The sequence below is a fragment of the Streptomyces sp. NBC_01478 genome, assembly GCF_036227225.1.
Classification (GTDB): Bacteria; Actinomycetota; Actinomycetes; order Streptomycetales; family Streptomycetaceae; genus Streptomyces.
The window spans coordinates 11,284,198-11,297,619 of record NZ_CP109444.1; the positions used below are offsets into that span (position 1 = coordinate 11,284,198).

13 protein-coding genes are annotated in these 13,422 nt (G+C 69.3%); 9 read left to right on the forward strand and 4 right to left on the reverse strand.

The window, feature by feature from the left end:
* Nucleotides 1-6 precede the first annotated feature (6 nt).
* Together OG223_RS50120 and OG223_RS50125 are read left to right on the forward strand one after the other, a co-directional pair.
* The gene (locus tag OG223_RS50120) at nucleotides 7-471 is read left to right on the forward strand and encodes a MarR family winged helix-turn-helix transcriptional regulator (RefSeq protein ID WP_329264208.1); all 465 of its coding nucleotides are present in this window, start codon (nucleotides 7-9) and stop codon (nucleotides 469-471) included.
* A complete protein-coding gene (locus tag OG223_RS50125) occupies nucleotides 471-1,403 on the forward strand; it encodes an NADP-dependent oxidoreductase (protein WP_329264210.1) in 933 nt (310 codons plus the stop codon). The genes OG223_RS50120 and OG223_RS50125 overlap by 1 nt, the downstream gene beginning before the upstream one ends.
* 12 nt (nucleotides 1,404-1,415) lie before the next feature.
* On the opposite strand, the gene OG223_RS50130 is transcribed toward OG223_RS50125, so the two are convergent.
* Complete coding sequence (locus OG223_RS50130; RefSeq protein ID WP_329264212.1) at nucleotides 1,416-2,378, reverse strand: GlxA family transcriptional regulator; 963 nt, start codon at nucleotides 2,376-2,378, stop codon at nucleotides 1,416-1,418.
* Between the two features lie 121 nt (nucleotides 2,379-2,499).
* On the opposite strand from OG223_RS50130, the gene OG223_RS50135 reads away from it, so the two are divergent.
* Entirely contained in the window at nucleotides 2,500-2,796 is a 297-nt protein-coding gene (locus OG223_RS50135; protein WP_329264214.1) for a putative quinol monooxygenase, read from the forward strand.
* Nucleotides 2,797-3,012: 216 nt separating this feature from the next.
* Here OG223_RS50135 and eno read toward each other — a convergent pair whose 3' ends face one another.
* Nucleotides 3,013-4,296, reverse strand: coding sequence for a phosphopyruvate hydratase (gene eno, locus OG223_RS50140; protein WP_329264215.1), 1,284 nt, complete (start codon nucleotides 4,294-4,296; stop codon nucleotides 3,013-3,015).
* 100 nt (nucleotides 4,297-4,396) lie between these two features.
* On the opposite strand from eno, the gene OG223_RS50145 reads away from it, so the two are divergent.
* Nucleotides 4,397-5,266 carry a winged helix-turn-helix transcriptional regulator gene (locus OG223_RS50145; RefSeq protein ID WP_329264217.1) on the forward strand — a complete coding sequence of 290 codons (870 nt, stop codon included), beginning with the start codon at nucleotides 4,397-4,399 and terminating at the stop codon, nucleotides 5,264-5,266.
* Nucleotides 5,267-5,282: 16 nt separating this feature from the next.
* Here OG223_RS50145 and OG223_RS50150 read toward each other — a convergent pair whose 3' ends face one another.
* Both OG223_RS50150 and OG223_RS50155 read right to left on the reverse strand, forming a co-directional pair.
* Nucleotides 5,283-6,071 carry an SDR family oxidoreductase gene (locus OG223_RS50150; protein WP_329264219.1) on the reverse strand — a complete coding sequence of 263 codons (789 nt, stop codon included), beginning with the start codon at nucleotides 6,069-6,071 and terminating at the stop codon, nucleotides 5,283-5,285.
* Between the two features lie 54 nt (nucleotides 6,072-6,125).
* Nucleotides 6,126-6,914 (reverse strand): MerR family transcriptional regulator, encoded by a 789-nt coding sequence (locus OG223_RS50155; RefSeq protein ID WP_329264220.1) that lies wholly within the window; start codon nucleotides 6,912-6,914, stop codon nucleotides 6,126-6,128.
* Between the two features lie 53 nt (nucleotides 6,915-6,967).
* Between OG223_RS50155 and OG223_RS50160 the strand changes: the two genes are divergently transcribed.
* The 5 genes from OG223_RS50160 to OG223_RS50180 all read left to right on the forward strand — a co-directional run bounded on the left by OG223_RS50160 (nucleotide 6,968) and on the right by OG223_RS50180 (nucleotide 13,409).
* On the forward strand, nucleotides 6,968-7,447 hold the full coding sequence (locus OG223_RS50160) for a DUF6194 family protein (protein ID WP_329265882.1): 480 nt from the start codon (nucleotides 6,968-6,970) through the stop codon (nucleotides 7,445-7,447).
* Between the two features lie 354 nt (nucleotides 7,448-7,801).
* On the forward strand, nucleotides 7,802-8,674 hold the full coding sequence (locus OG223_RS50165; RefSeq protein ID WP_329264222.1) for a hypothetical protein: 873 nt from the start codon (nucleotides 7,802-7,804) through the stop codon (nucleotides 8,672-8,674).
* A gap of 145 nt (nucleotides 8,675-8,819) precedes the next feature.
* Entirely contained in the window at nucleotides 8,820-9,401 is a 582-nt protein-coding gene (locus OG223_RS50170) for a hypothetical protein (RefSeq protein WP_329264223.1), read from the forward strand.
* Nucleotides 9,402-9,551: 150 nt separating this feature from the next.
* Nucleotides 9,552-10,547 carry a LacI family DNA-binding transcriptional regulator gene (locus OG223_RS50175; protein ID WP_329264224.1) on the forward strand — a complete coding sequence of 332 codons (996 nt, stop codon included), beginning with the start codon at nucleotides 9,552-9,554 and terminating at the stop codon, nucleotides 10,545-10,547.
* Nucleotides 10,548-11,879: 1,332 nt separating this feature from the next.
* Entirely contained in the window at nucleotides 11,880-13,409 is a 1,530-nt protein-coding gene (locus OG223_RS50180) for an ABC transporter substrate-binding protein (RefSeq protein ID WP_329264226.1), read from the forward strand.
* The last annotated feature ends 13 nt before the right edge of the window (nucleotides 13,410-13,422 follow it).

A 13,422-nucleotide genomic window follows, 5' to 3' on the forward strand; every position in this document is an offset into this window, starting at 1 on the left:
CCGCCCATGGACCTGCGGCAGGTGTTCGACGACCTGGTGCGCTTCGAGACCGATCTGTGGAACGGGATCGACGCCCGGCTCCGACAGGAGTGCGAGGTGACCCTGGGCGGTCTGAACGTGATGCTCGTCGTCGAACGCGCGGGTTCCTGCCGGGTGAACGACATAGCCGCCGCTCTCTCGATCACGGTCGGCGGCGCCAGCCAGGCCGTCGACCGGCTGGAGAAGCTCGGCCACTGCACCCGGCGACCCCACCCGGCCGACCGCCGCTCCTCGATCGTCGAACTGACGGCGGCCGGGCGGGACTTGGTGAACGCGGCGGGTCCCGTCTTCGACCGCGAGCTGGCGACCCGGCTGGCTGCGCCACTCCCGGACACGGCACTCGCCCACCTCGCCGGCGCGCTCGCCGTACTCCGCGCCACCACCCCGCACACCCCGGATTCCGGACCGGCACCCCTGACCAAGGAGACCTGATGAGCCCCACCCAAGCCCGAGCAGTGCGCTTCGACGAGTACGGCGACCGTGCGGTCCTCCGTGTCACCGAGGTGCCGATTCCCCGGCCCGCCGCAGGAGAAGTACTCGTCGAAGTACGGGCGGCCGGCATCAACCCCGGGGAGGCGGCGATCCGTTCGGGCGCGATGCACGCGATGTTCCCCGCGACCTTCCCGTCCGGCCAGGGCAGCGACCTCGCCGGCGTCGTCACCGAACTCGGCGAGGGCGTCAGCGACTTCGGCCTCGGCGACGAGGTCCTGGGCTTCTCCTGGCGGCGCTCCAGCCAGGCCACGCACGTGGTCGTACCGGTGTCGCAGCTCATCCTCAAGCCACAGGCCCTGAGTTGGGAGGTGGCCGGTGCCCTCTACGTCGTCGGCTGCACCGCGTGGGCCGCCGTCGAAGCGGTCGCGCCGAAGCCCGGTGAGACCGTCGCCGTCTCGGCCGCGGCCGGCGGTGTGGGCACCGTCGTCGTCCAACTCCTCGCCGTACGCGGCGCGCACGTCCTCGGTATCGCCTCGCCCGCCAACGCCGACTGGCTCACCGACCACGGCGCGACCCCGGTCCCGTACGGCGACGACCTCGCCGGTGCGCTCACCGCGGCGGCGCCCGACGGAATCGACGCCTTCATCGACCTCTTCGGCCCCGACTACGTCCAACTCGCCGTGGATCTGGGCATTTCCAGGGACCGGATCGAGACGATCATCTCGTTCCAGAAGGCACAGGAACTCGGTACCAAGAGCGCGGGCAGCGCCGATGCCTCCACCCGCGAGGTCCTCACCGAGATGGCCGAGCTCGTCGCCTCCGGCCGTATCGAGATCCCCATCGCCGCCACCTACCGGCTCGACGGCGTCCGCGACGCGTTCGCCGAACTCGAGAAGCGGCACACGCGCGGAAAGATCGTGCTCATTCCTTGAGGTGGCCCGACCTCACTTGCTGCCGCGCAGCGCGGACGTCGTCTTCCCGGTGCGTTCGCGTAGGAGCACCCGCAGTGTGTTGGGGTGCTCGTAGCCGACCTTCCTGGAGATCGTCTCCAGGGAGAGGCCGGTGGTGCGCAGGAGATGCGACGCGCGTTCGATCCTCAGGTCCTGGACGAACCGGATGGGGGAGGTCCCGACGGTGCGCTGCACGGAACGCTGCAGGGTCCGTTCGCTGACACCGATGGCTCTGGCCGCCTCGGGGATGCTGATGGGATCGGCCAGATGCTCGCGGATCCAGACCTCGAAGGCCGCGACGGTGGGATCGTTGTGGGCCAGCGCGCTGGGAATCGTGTACGCCGCCTGCGACGGGCGCTCGTCGACCACGAGATAGCGGGCGACCAGGTCGGCGAGCGCGGGGCTGCCGGCCCGGACGATCGACAGCGCGAGGTCGACGTGGCCGAAGGCCGCGCCGGCGGTGGTGATGCCCTCGCAGCCGATGACCATCCGGCTGGGGTCCAACTCGACCTTGGGGTACCGGTTCCGGAACACCGGCGACAGCCACCAGGTCGTCGTGGCGCGCAGCCCGTCCAGCACGCCCGCCTCGGCCAGCAGGAAGGTACCCGCGCACGCCGAGGCAATAGGCGTACCACGAAGGCGAGTTCGCGCGATCAGCTCGCGGACGGGCAGGGACGCCTCGCCACCGACATGGTCGAGCAGTGCCGCGGCATCGCTCGCCGCGAGCGCCGGTACGACCAGGAGGTCCGCGGTATCGGCGGCCGCGAGCGGCTCCGGCGCCACGAGGAACCCCGCCCCCGTCCGCACCTGCGGAGCCGGGCCGACCAGTGTCACGTCCCAGGTGGGCGACGACTCGTGGATCTGACCGCCCAGCGCGTTGGCGTTGCTCAGCACATCGAGGATCACCGAGAGCCCCGAGTCGAACACCCCGTCGTAGACGACCACCGCTACCCGCATGGCGGAAACAGTATCAACGGTGTCGTTTCTGCCGCTGATGTGATCACCGGGCGCCACCATAGGTTCGTTGTGCGCCGGGAGCCCGGCGGTTCGTACGGTTCATGCACAAGGAGTGGTCACAGTGAAGGTCGGTCTGTTGGTACGCGTCGAGGCCAAGCCGGAATACGCCGACGAGGTGGAGGCCATGCTGCGCGGCGCCCAGGAGTTGGCCGAACAGGAAGAGGGCACGGTGACGTGGTTCGCGTTCCGCGAGAGCGCCACCGTCTTCGGGGTGTTCGACACCTTCGAGGACGAGGAGGGCCGCCAGGCGCATCTGACGGGCCGGATCGCCGCCGCCCTGGGGGAGGCCGCCCGGACGAAGCTCAGCGCGCCGCCGGTGATCGCCCCGGTGGACCTGCTGGGGGCCAAGGTCTCCTGACCGGGAACGGTCGCCGTCCCGGTTGCCGCATACGGCCGGGACGGCCGCGCCGCCGGCTGCGACGGCCTCGCGCGGCTTCGCCCTCACTGCGGTGTTGCGCGTTGCGGTTGCCCGAGAGCCTGCGCGACGAGACCAGTCGCAAGCCGGTCGAGCAGGCTCACGCGGGCTGCCCGTACTCCAAGGCTGCCTGCGGAGCGCGATACGTCGGCCCCGCCGTCAGCGGCGCAGCCCCAGCGCGGCGCGCCCCGCGTACCGCGCCTGGTCGCCCAAGTCCTCCTCGATGCGGACGAGTTGGTTGTACTTGGCGGTGCGGTCGGAGCGGGACAGCGAACCGGTCTTGATCTGGCCGCAGCCGGTGGCGACGGCGAGATCGGCGATGGTGGTGTCCTCGGTCTCGCCGGAGCGGTGGGACATGACGACGGTGTACCCGGCGCGGTGCGCGGTGGAGACGGTCGCCAGGGTCTCGGTGAGGGTGCCGATCTGGTTGACCTTCACCAGGATCGAGTTGGCGACCCCGTCGCGGATGCCGGCGCTCAACAGGGTCTCGTTGGTGCAGAAGACGTCGTCGCCGGTGAGCTGGCAGCGCGCGCCGAGCCGGGTGGTCAGGTCGCGCCAGCCGTCGTGGTCGTCCTCGGCCATCGGGTCCTCGATCGACGCGATCGGGTAGCGGTCGACCAACTCGGCCAGGTAGTCGCCGTGTTGGGCCGGGGTGCGGCGGACGCCCTCGCCGGAGTAGTCGTAGACGCCGTCGTGGAAGAACTCGGACGTGGCCGGGTCCAGCACCAGGGTGATGTCGGTGCCGGGCTTGTAGCCGGTCTTCTCGATGGCGTGGACGACGAATTCGAGGGCCTCGTCGGCGGTGCGCAGCTCGGGGGCGAAGCCGCCCTCGTCGCCCACGTTCGCGCTGTGGCCGGCGGCGATCAGGTCGCGGCGCAGGGTGTGGAAGACCTCGGAGCCCATCCGGACGGCCTCGGCGAAGGTGGCCGCGCCGATCGGGGCGATCATGAACTCCTGGAAGTCCAGCGGGTTGTCGGCGTGGGCACCGCCGTTGACGATGTTCATCATCGGCACCGGCAGCAGGCGGGCGTCGACGCCGCCGATGTAGCGGTACAGGGGCAGTCGATGGGCAGCCGCGGCGGCCTTGGCGGTGGCCAGGGAGACCCCGAGCAGGGCGTTGGCACCGAGGCGCGACTTGGTGTCCGTGCCGTCCAGTTCGATCATGGTCCGGTCCACGGTCGCCTGGTTCTCGGCGTCGAGCCCGATCACGGCGTCCGCGATGCTCTCGTTGACGGCGTCGACGGCCCGCCGAACTCCCTTGCCGTGAAAGCGTGTCGGGTCGCCGTCGCGCAGTTCGACCGCCTCCCGGGCACCGGTGGAGGCGCCCGATGGTACGGCGGCCCGGCCGAGCGAGCCGTCCTTGAGTTCCACGTCCACCTCGACGGTGGGATTGCCCCGGCTGTCGATGATCTCCCGTGCGACGACCCGGCTGATGGCGGTCACGGTGCAACTCCTCACGCAGGGCCCGCGTCCCGGACGTCGGCGGGCGGTAAGTTCCAGTAAGAAACAAAGTGAGTCCTGAAAGAGAACCTACTATGGGCGCATGAGGAAGCACAACGCCGACGAGACCTGCGGCATCGCCCAGGCCGCCGTGGTCATGGGGGACTGGTGGAACGTTCTGATCCTGCGGGAGATCGCCCGCGGACACGTCCGCTTCGACGAGTTGGCCGCCGAGATCGGCCTGTCCCGCAACGTCCTCACCGAGCGCCTCGGTCGGCTCGTCGCCCAGGGCGTTCTGCGCCGCAGCCTCTATCAGCGGCGCCCGGTGCGCTACGAGTACGTGCTCACGGACGCCGGTCTCGCGCTGCTGCCGCTGCTCGTCGCGATGCAGGACTGGGGCGACCGATGGGGGCTCGGCGACGGAACCCTCACCGCGACCACGGACGAGGACAGTGCCGAACATGCCCGCGTGCACGCCCTGGCCGGTACTCGCCTGCCCGACGACCTTCGACTCCCCGGCACCCAGGGCACGGACCTGCCCGTCGTCGCGCCGGACGCCGCCGCGACCGTGCTGTTCACCTACCCGGGCACGGGCATCGGATGGGGCGAGCCACCGATCCCCGGGGCCGAGGGCTGCACCCTGGAGACCCGGCTCTTCCGAGACGCCTGGCCCGAGTTCCGCCGGACGGGCGTGGACATACGCGGCGTCAGCACCCAACTCCCGCACGAACAGGCGGAGTTCGCACGGGCCGAGGAGATCCCGTACGCCCTGCTCTCCGACGCCCACCACCAACTGGGCGCGGCTCTACGGCTGCCGACCTTCCGCGGCGCCGGCCGCCTGCGCCGCAAACGCCTGATCCTGATCGTCGACGCCGAACGGACCGTACGACACGCCCTGTTCCCGGTCGACGACATCCCTTACGCCGTCACGGAAAGCCTGCGGCTGGCCGAGGACTGCGCGCGTGCCGTGTGAGGCGGGTCGGAGGTTCCTAGACGAATCCGCCGTTGCTCATGAGGAGTTGGCCGTTGATCCACTGGCCTTCCGGTGAGCAGAGGAAGTCGACGAGGTGGGCGGTGTCCTGCGGAGTGCCGAGGCGGTTCAGCGGCGTCTGCCGGAGCACGTGCGCGCGGACCTCGTCGGTCATCCAACCGGTGTCCACCGGCCCCGGGTTGATGGCGTTGGCGGTGATGCCGAGGTGGGCGAGTTCGTGTGCGGCGGCCAGGGTGATGCGGTCCAGGGCGCCCTTGCTGGCGCCGTAGGGAAGGTTGCCCACGGTGTGGTCGCTGGTGAGAGCGATGATCCGGCCGGTGCCCGGAGCCGCTGCGAACCGCCGGCCGTACTCGCGGATCAGCAGCCAGGTGGCACGGGCGTTGACCGCGAAGTGCCGGTCGAAGCTCTCCACGGTGGTGTCGAGGATGCCGGAGTCGACCGATTCGCAGTGGCACATCACCAGGGCCGTGACACCGCCCAGCTCGCGTTCGACCTCGTCGAAGACACGGGCCGGAGCGTCCGGGTCGGCCAGGTCCGCCTCAACTGCCGTGGTTTTGGCGCCGTGTTGCGTGAGGGTGTCGGTGATGGCCGAGGCCGCGCCGGACTCGGGGCCCCAGGCCATGCGTTCGTCGTAGGGCGTCCAGTAGGTGAAGGCGACGTCCCAGCCGGAGGCCGCCAGCCGACGGGCGATACCCGCACCGATGCCGACGGTGCGTCCGACTCCGGTGATCAGAGCGAGCGGTCGGGCAGGTGGCTGGGCGGGCGATTGGGTGCGACGCGATGTCATGTTCCGAGATCGTTCATGGCCGGAATCGGATCGGCAACTGCCTTTTCCGCAGGGTTACTTCCGCACGTCGGCTTCGGGCGGAGGTGCCTCCGCCGACTCCTGGGCGGCCGTGACGACGGCTGCCAGGTCCGCTCCCGCTCGCAGCAGCCCCACGGTCCGTAGCGCGATCTGGTCGAGACGTTCACGCAGGACGCGTCCGGCCTCTTCCATGCCGTCGAGTTGATGGAGGGACCCCACGATCTCGCGTACGGCGGGGACGCCGTAACCGGCGCTGCGGAGGGCCGTGACGACGCGGGCCGCCCTGATCGCGGAGAGGTCGTAGCGGCGCGCCCGCAGCGAGGTCACCCGCTCGGGGGTGACGAGCCCTTCCTGTTCCCAGAACCGCAGAGTCGAAGGGCGCACACCGAGTGCTCTGGAGAGTTCGGTGATCGTCATCGCGTCGCTGTCCTGCTCGGAGTCCCGCTCGAACTCCGGTGTGTCCGCCTCGGCTCGGATCGTGCGCAAGGCCTGTTGGGCGCGCAGGGCTTCCTCGCGTTCCCGCGCCAGCCGGACATGGACCTCGTTGATCGCCGAGGCCGCTTCCGTGATCGTCCCCGTGCGCAGCTCGGCGAGCAACTGCCGTGCTACGACAGGCCCGACGGCACCGGCGAGTCCTCGATAGGCGCGAAGGGCGTGCACGTGCAGTGGTGCGTAGGAGCGGTATCCGTTGCTCGACCGGGCCGCCGGAGGGATGACGCCCAGCCGTTCCAGGTCGCGCACCTGCTGCACCGAGTACCCCGACTCCCGCGCGACATCGGCGGTCCTGAACGGTCCCCGTCGCGGAGACCTCACCGGCTCATCCATCGGCCAACCCCACATAAGCACTTGAAGGTCATGCTCGAACCATGAGTATGAGCATGGAACAGATCATCGCGACCGTACGAGACTTCACCGGCGCGCTCGTGGTCGTACCGGAACCGGGCGGCGACCTCCCCGAACCCGCCTGGGGCGACGCGTTCTTCTACTACGCCCCCGACGGTCGGCTGCCGCAGCACGTCCAGCCGTACGGGACCGTCGTCACCAAGGACCTCCCCGGAGACGCCGCTTCCGACCTCGACCCTCCGGGCCGTTGGCGCGTGAACATCCACGTCGGCCGTACGACGTTCCGCGAACTCACGGGGGAGGAGCCGCGCGGCCTCAACCGGACGCGCGACTACACGGTCACCGACAGCGTGCTGCCGCATCCGGTGTACGGGGCGCTCGGCTGGGTCTGTGTCGTCAATCCCGGTGAGGCGACTGGGGAGTTGGTGGTGGAGCTGTTGCGCGGCGCGCATGGCGACGCCCGTGCCAGGTGTGCGCGGCGGGACGGACACGGAAGGTCTCAGGCGACCCCTTGAACCTCCTTGCCCCTATGGGCAGTTGGAGTGGATCTCAGGGCGGGCATCGTTGCCCCGGAGGACCTGGTGGAGGCGTCCGGATGGCGGTTAGACAGCGATGATCACGATTCCAGGCCAGGAAGTGAGCACGTGCACGCCCGAGACGAAGTCCGACCGCAGGATGCCGGAGCCCGGCGTACCTCGGTGAGCGCCCCCGCAGTCAATACCACTGCCCCTTCACGGGAGTTGCTGTCGCTCCAGGCCAGGGCGGGCAATGCCGGAGTCGTGCGGATGCTGGGTGAGGGGGGTCATCTCTGGGCCGGGCGGGCGACTGGTCCCGCTCCGGCCGGTCCCGCTCCGGCCGTGCAGCGGGCGGTGGTTCAGCGCAGCAAGTTGTCGCACGGGAACATCACCTTCACCAACGTGTCCCTCAAGTATCCGGAATCGCAGGGGAAGGCCACGCGGCTTCTGGGACTCCTGGCCTCCAACACGGCGATCAAGTCCTTTCTCGGCGACCGGACGTGCCGGATCACGCTGGAGAAGCGGACGACGGAGACGCCGGCGGACGTGGTCGACAAGGGAGCCGAGGGCGTCTTCGTCACGCTGGCCTCCTACTACCTCGAGAACTACGACATCGGCTACATCGTGGGCATGCTGTGCCATGAGTTCGGTATGCATCCGATGGCGCAGGCCGTCCCCAGAATGAACGAGGAGGAGGAGAACTTCCGGGGCGTGCCGTACCCGGTGCCGGGTCTCGAAGGGAAGGACGTTCCCGACGGATTCGCGTCGATGAATTCCGACTCCGCCAAACAGGCCGATCACGTGCTCGGCGTCATCCCCGGAAGTCCGCGGTACACCGTCTACCGTGACGTCACCCTGGAGATGGCGGACCTGCTGCTGCGGGACGTGCACAACAAGGCGGACGGCGCGCGGGAGCAGGACGTCACCGACCTGATCGACTGCTTCCTCATGGACGTGGCGTCGATCGCCGCGACGAACGACAACCGTATGCGCGGCATGCCGATCCTGGGCAACACCGAGGGCGAGACGATCCGCAAGGACATCGCGGCGGTGTACAACGCCTACAAGGCCCGTCTCTCCCAGGACCTGCCGCTGGAGCGGCAGCCGATGACGCCCCTGTTCCCGCCGGAGAAGACCCCGGAAGCCGTCAAAGCCGACTTCAACACCCTCCTCAAGCGGATCGCCACCGGCAGACTCTGGGCCTGGAGCATCGACAACAGCGACTGAGCCCGGGTTCTGACCTGCTCTCGGGTGTGTCGGCCCGGCATGGCATCGTGTGCCCGTGTACATCTCGACTGACGATCGGCCAAGGCCTCTGGGGACTTGCTGGCTCTACTGGATCGCGGTGCCGACCGGCGATCAAGCGGGTGTGATGAGGACGCTGGGGCTCACCCGAACCAGCCCCGTCACGTTCGAGGAGGCCGAGAGGGTCGTCGACGAGGACGGCCATGGGGACGCCGAGGAGAACCCCGACGGACTCGCCCGGGTGTACGTCAGCCCCGAGGTCGACGGCTGGACGCTGGTCATCGGCCCGTGGTGCGACCCGTGCGATGGTGAGCGCGCCCCCGAGATACTGCGTCTGTGCACAGAGCTGAGCGTGCGCTACGGCCGGGCTCAGGCCTACTACTACGGCTGGCAGGGCGACGGTTCGGCCTGGCTCGTCGTCGAGAGAGGTGCCGTACTGCGGCGGTACTGCGAGACCGGCGAGGCCGAGGACGAATTCTTCGCGCTGGGGGATCCGCTGCCGTTGGAACGAGACCGACGGGAGCAGTTGCGGCTGTCGCTGGCCGCCGAGGGCTCGGGAGACGCCGAGTTCGAGGACGAGTGGAAGTGGGCCGCGTTCGACCTCGCCCCCGAAATCGCCGAAGCCCTGGGCGTCAACCCGCTCGCTCTGACAGCGGAGACGCGGGTGCGCGGCACCGGCGTCCTCGCTGTCACTCCCCATCGCACCTGAGACCGACAGCGCCCGGGACCGGATTTTCACGGTCCGGGCTGTCCGGAGTATCGGACATCCTTCATGGTCACTGTTACGATTCAGTAGCTCTCGCCGCTCACTAGGACGCCCCCCATCAGGACTGTCCAAGATCTTCCCCAGGAGACCCCCATGGCGCGCAGGACCGGCCGCGTGACGGCGACCGACGTCGCCAAGGAGGCAGGAGTCTCGCAGACGACGGTCAGCTATGTGCTGAACGACGTGTCGCACCAGAAGATCTCCGAGCAGACCCGGCGCAAAGTCCTCGACGCGGTGGCGAAACTGGGCTACGAACCGTCGGCCGCCGCACGCGCCCTGCGCCTGGGCCGCAGCGACCTGGTGCTGCTGTTCCTCCCGGACGTTCCCGTCGGCGGCACCCTGACCGCCCTGGTCGAACTGCTCGGCGACGAACTGGAGCGGCACGGCCTGAACCTCGTCACCCGGCGCGAGCGGCACTCCCCGCTCAAGTCGCTGTGGCGTGAGCTCATGCCGGCGGCCGTGATGACGACTTTCGAGGTCGCCGCCGACGATGTGGCCAGCATGCGAGCGGCCGGTATCCACGTGGTCAGCACCGGGATGGGCCCCGCGGTCACCCCGGGTGTCCTGACCGTTCCCCAGACCTTGATCGGCTCGATGCAGGTCGAGCGGCTCGCCGCGACGGGACACACGCGCATCGGGTACGCCGCTCCCGGGGATCCCCGACTCGTCGACTTCCTGGCGCTACGGCTCGACGGTGCGCGCGCCGCCTGCGCGGAGCGGGGTCTTGAGCCGCCGGTCGTGCTGGAGGTGCCCCTCGACATCTCGGCTGCCGCCGCGGCGGCCGAGCAGTGGCACTCGGCCGTCCCCGCGGTCACGGGGGTGTGCGCCTACAACGACGAGACGGCCTTCGCCCTCCTCGCGGGGATGCGCAGAGTGTGCCTCGCCGCCCCCGGCGACCTGGCCGTGATCGGCGTCGACAACGACAAGCTCGCGCCGTTCGCGGTACCGCCGCTGACGACGATCGACAACAACCTCGATGTCGCCGTGGGCCGCATCGCCCGCATGATCGTCGGCGGCGTGACCGGCCAATCCCAGCCGCAGGCACCCCAGGTGACCCCGCTGACACTGGTCGTACGCGAGTCCGCCTGACGCGGCCCGAGCTTGCGCAAGCCGGGCTGTCCCGCCCCGAATTGGGCTGGCCCTGGCCCGACACAAGCGAACCATTCCGGCGCGAGCCCGCCGACCTGTCCCACGCAGCCCGAGCTGGCCTGACGCGGCCCGAACTGGAGCAAGTCGGACCGGTCCAACGCGATCCGAGCGGACGCAAGCTGGGCCGGTCCGACGTAAGCCCGATCATCCCGGCGTAAGTCGAACCAGCCCTGGCGCGAGCCTACTTGTCACGCGCAGCCCGAGCTGATCTTTACGCGGCCTGAGCCGGGTTGGCGTGGGCCGAGCTGGAGCAAGTTGGACCGGTCCCGCGCGATCCGAGCGGACGCGGGCTGGACTGTCCCGACGTGAACTTGGCTGTTCCGGCGTAAGTCGAACTAGCTCTGGCGCGGGCCGATTTGTCCCGCAGTCCGAGCCGATTGTTGCGCGGCCCGCGCCGGCCTGACGCGGCCCGAGCTGGAGCAAGTTGGACCGGTCCCGCGCGATCCGAGCCAACGCAGGCTGGACTGTTCCGACGCGAACCTGACCGTTCCAGCGCAAGCCGAACCAGCCCTGGCGCGAGCCGATTTGTCGCGCTCAGCCCGAGCCGATCGTTGCGCGGCCCGCGCCCGCCTGACGCGGCCCGAGCCGGAGCAAGCTGGACCGGTCCGACGCGACCTGGGCCAGTCAGACGCAAACCTGACCGTTCCGACGCAACCCGAACCAGCGCGGCGCGAGCCGGACTTGTCCTACGCCCGCCCAAGCCGATATTGACGCAGGCCGAGCCAACCCGCCCGGGCAACTCCGACCCGCCCCAGGCCGACGAGACCCAGGCCGGCCCCACCCTGCTCCGACCCGACCAGCACATCTCCGCCCGATTCCGCGAAAGTCCATCTCCCCCCATGCCATCGCGCGGTCGCTCCGCTCACCACCGCGCCCCAGTCCCACGCACCACCACGCCCCGGCCTCACCGCACCCTCACCCCGCGCACCCCTGCACTCTCCCCCCCCGGCACCCCCACCCTGCCATTCACCACCACCCCTCACGGCCCCCCACCGTTTGTCCTGATCCCCACTCCCCAAAAACCTCCCGCACGCCCCTTGTGGTCCACCAAGCGCGGGGCTACGTTACGCATACGTTTCACTTGTACGTATCAGTGGCTGATTTCGGACCCACCGAAACACGGTGGATGCATAGCCCCTTCCGCCAGGAACGGCTGACCGCCAAGAACGGTCCAGGCCGCGTCAGGACCTGGTTTCCCACTCCCTCCGAGGCCCTTGAAGGGCGGCTCGTCGACCGATGCCGCCCGGTCATCCACTCACCAGCGGAGCACCCATGCGAAGAATCGCGCTGACCGCCGTATCGGCTGTCCTGATGTTGTCCGCGGCCGCGTGCGGCTCGGGATCGGGTACCGGTTCGGGCAAGGCGGCCACCGGCGGCACCCTCACCCTGGCCCCCCTGGTCGCCGCGCAGCCGTGGGATCTGGCCGATGCCGGTCTCGGCAACAACGCGCAGTACTACCAGCCCGTATACGACTCGCTGCTCCGGCTGTCCCCGACGGCCGACGTCAAGCCCAACCTGGCGACCAAGTGGTCGTACAACGCGGCCCGTACGGTCCTCACGATGACCCTGCGCAGCGGCGTCAAGTTCACCGACGGCACGGCCCTGGACGCGGCGGCGGTCAAGACCAATCTGTTGCACACCGAGAAGGGCACCAGTGAGGCCGCGGGCCAGCTCAAGGGCATCACGGGCGTCGACGTCGTCAACGCCACCACGGTCGCGATCAAGCTCTCGGCCCCCGACCCCTCCCTGGTGCCGAACCTCGGCAACGTGGCCGGAATGATGGCCAGCCCCAAGGCCATCGACGCGGGGACGATCAAGACCACGCCGGTGGGATCGGGGCCGTACACCCTGGACAAGTCCGCGACCACGGACGGCAGTACGTACACCTTCGTGCGCAACCAGGGCTACTGGAACAAGGCTGCCTTCCCCTTCGACAAGATCGTCCTCAAGCCGCTGACCGACCCGACCGCCGTGCTCAACGCGCTGCGCTCCGGACAGGTCAACGGCGCGCTGCTGGCCAGTGCCAAGAACATCGCGCCGGCCAAGAGCAGCGGGCTGACCGTCACCAAGTACACATCCGGTGACGTCGAGGGCGTCTACATCTGGGATCGCGAGGGGAAGATCGTCAAGGCGCTCGGCGATGTGCGGGTCCGCCAGGCCCTGAACTACGCGTTCGACCGTTCCACGATCGTCAAGACGGCGAAGCAGGGACTGGGCAAGGCGACGACCCAGATCTTCAACCCGGCCGGCTCCGCCTTCGACGAATCGCTCAACTCCACGTACTCCTACGACCCGGCCAAGGCCAAGCAACTCCTGGCCGAGGCAGGCTATCCGCACGGTTTCTCGGTCACCGTCCCGGACGTGTCCTCGGTCTTCCCCGACCAACAGGCCGCGATGGTCCAGCAGTTGGAGGACATCGGGATCAAGGTCAAGGTCGACAAGATCCCGGTCACCCAGTTCATCAGCGCCCTCCTCGCCGGCAAGTACCCGTTGTCGTACATGACGTTGGCCTCCTTCCGCCCCTGGGACACCATCCAGATCGAGGTCGCCAAGAGCGCGCTGTGGAACCCGCTGCACAGCTCGGACCCGAAGGTCACCGACCTCGTCACGAAGGCCCAGTCGGCGACCGGCGCCGCCCAGGACGCGCTGTTCAAGCAGCTCAACACCTACCTCGTCGACCAGGCGTGGAACGCGCCCTGGGACTCGGTGGAGGCCACCTACGCGACGACCAAGGGCGTCACCTTCACCCCGCAGGCGTTCGCCGCCGTCCCGCCGATCTACAACTTCAAGCCCGCTGGCTGACCCGGCCGGCGCG

What these genes read in the sequence shown, in the direction of transcription:
- OG223_RS50175 (WP_329264224.1), top strand. Translation starts at nt 9,552, where the DNA reads ATGGCGCGCAGGACCGGCCGCGTGACGGCGACCGACGTCGCCAAGGAG.
- OG223_RS50170 (WP_329264223.1), top strand. Translation starts at nt 8,820, where the DNA reads ATGAGGACGCTGGGGCTCACCCGAACCAGCCCCGTCACGTTCGAGGAG.
- OG223_RS50130 (WP_329264212.1), bottom strand. Translation starts at nt 2,378, where the DNA reads ATGCGGGTAGCGGTGGTCGTCTACGACGGGGTGTTCGACTCGGGGCTC.
- OG223_RS50160 (WP_329265882.1), top strand. Translation starts at nt 6,968, where the DNA reads ATGGAACAGATCATCGCGACCGTACGAGACTTCACCGGCGCGCTCGTG.
- OG223_RS50155 (WP_329264220.1), bottom strand. Translation starts at nt 6,914, where the DNA reads ATGGATGAGCCGGTGAGGTCTCCGCGACGGGGACCGTTCAGGACCGCC.
- OG223_RS50120 (WP_329264208.1), top strand. Translation starts at nt 7, where the DNA reads ATGGACCTGCGGCAGGTGTTCGACGACCTGGTGCGCTTCGAGACCGAT.
- OG223_RS50145 (WP_329264217.1), top strand. Translation starts at nt 4,397, where the DNA reads ATGAGGAAGCACAACGCCGACGAGACCTGCGGCATCGCCCAGGCCGCC.
- OG223_RS50150 (WP_329264219.1), bottom strand. Translation starts at nt 6,071, where the DNA reads ATGACATCGCGTCGCACCCAATCGCCCGCCCAGCCACCTGCCCGACCG.
- OG223_RS50125 (WP_329264210.1), top strand. Translation starts at nt 471, where the DNA reads ATGAGCCCCACCCAAGCCCGAGCAGTGCGCTTCGACGAGTACGGCGAC.
- OG223_RS50180 (WP_329264226.1), top strand. Translation starts at nt 11,880, where the DNA reads ATGCGAAGAATCGCGCTGACCGCCGTATCGGCTGTCCTGATGTTGTCC.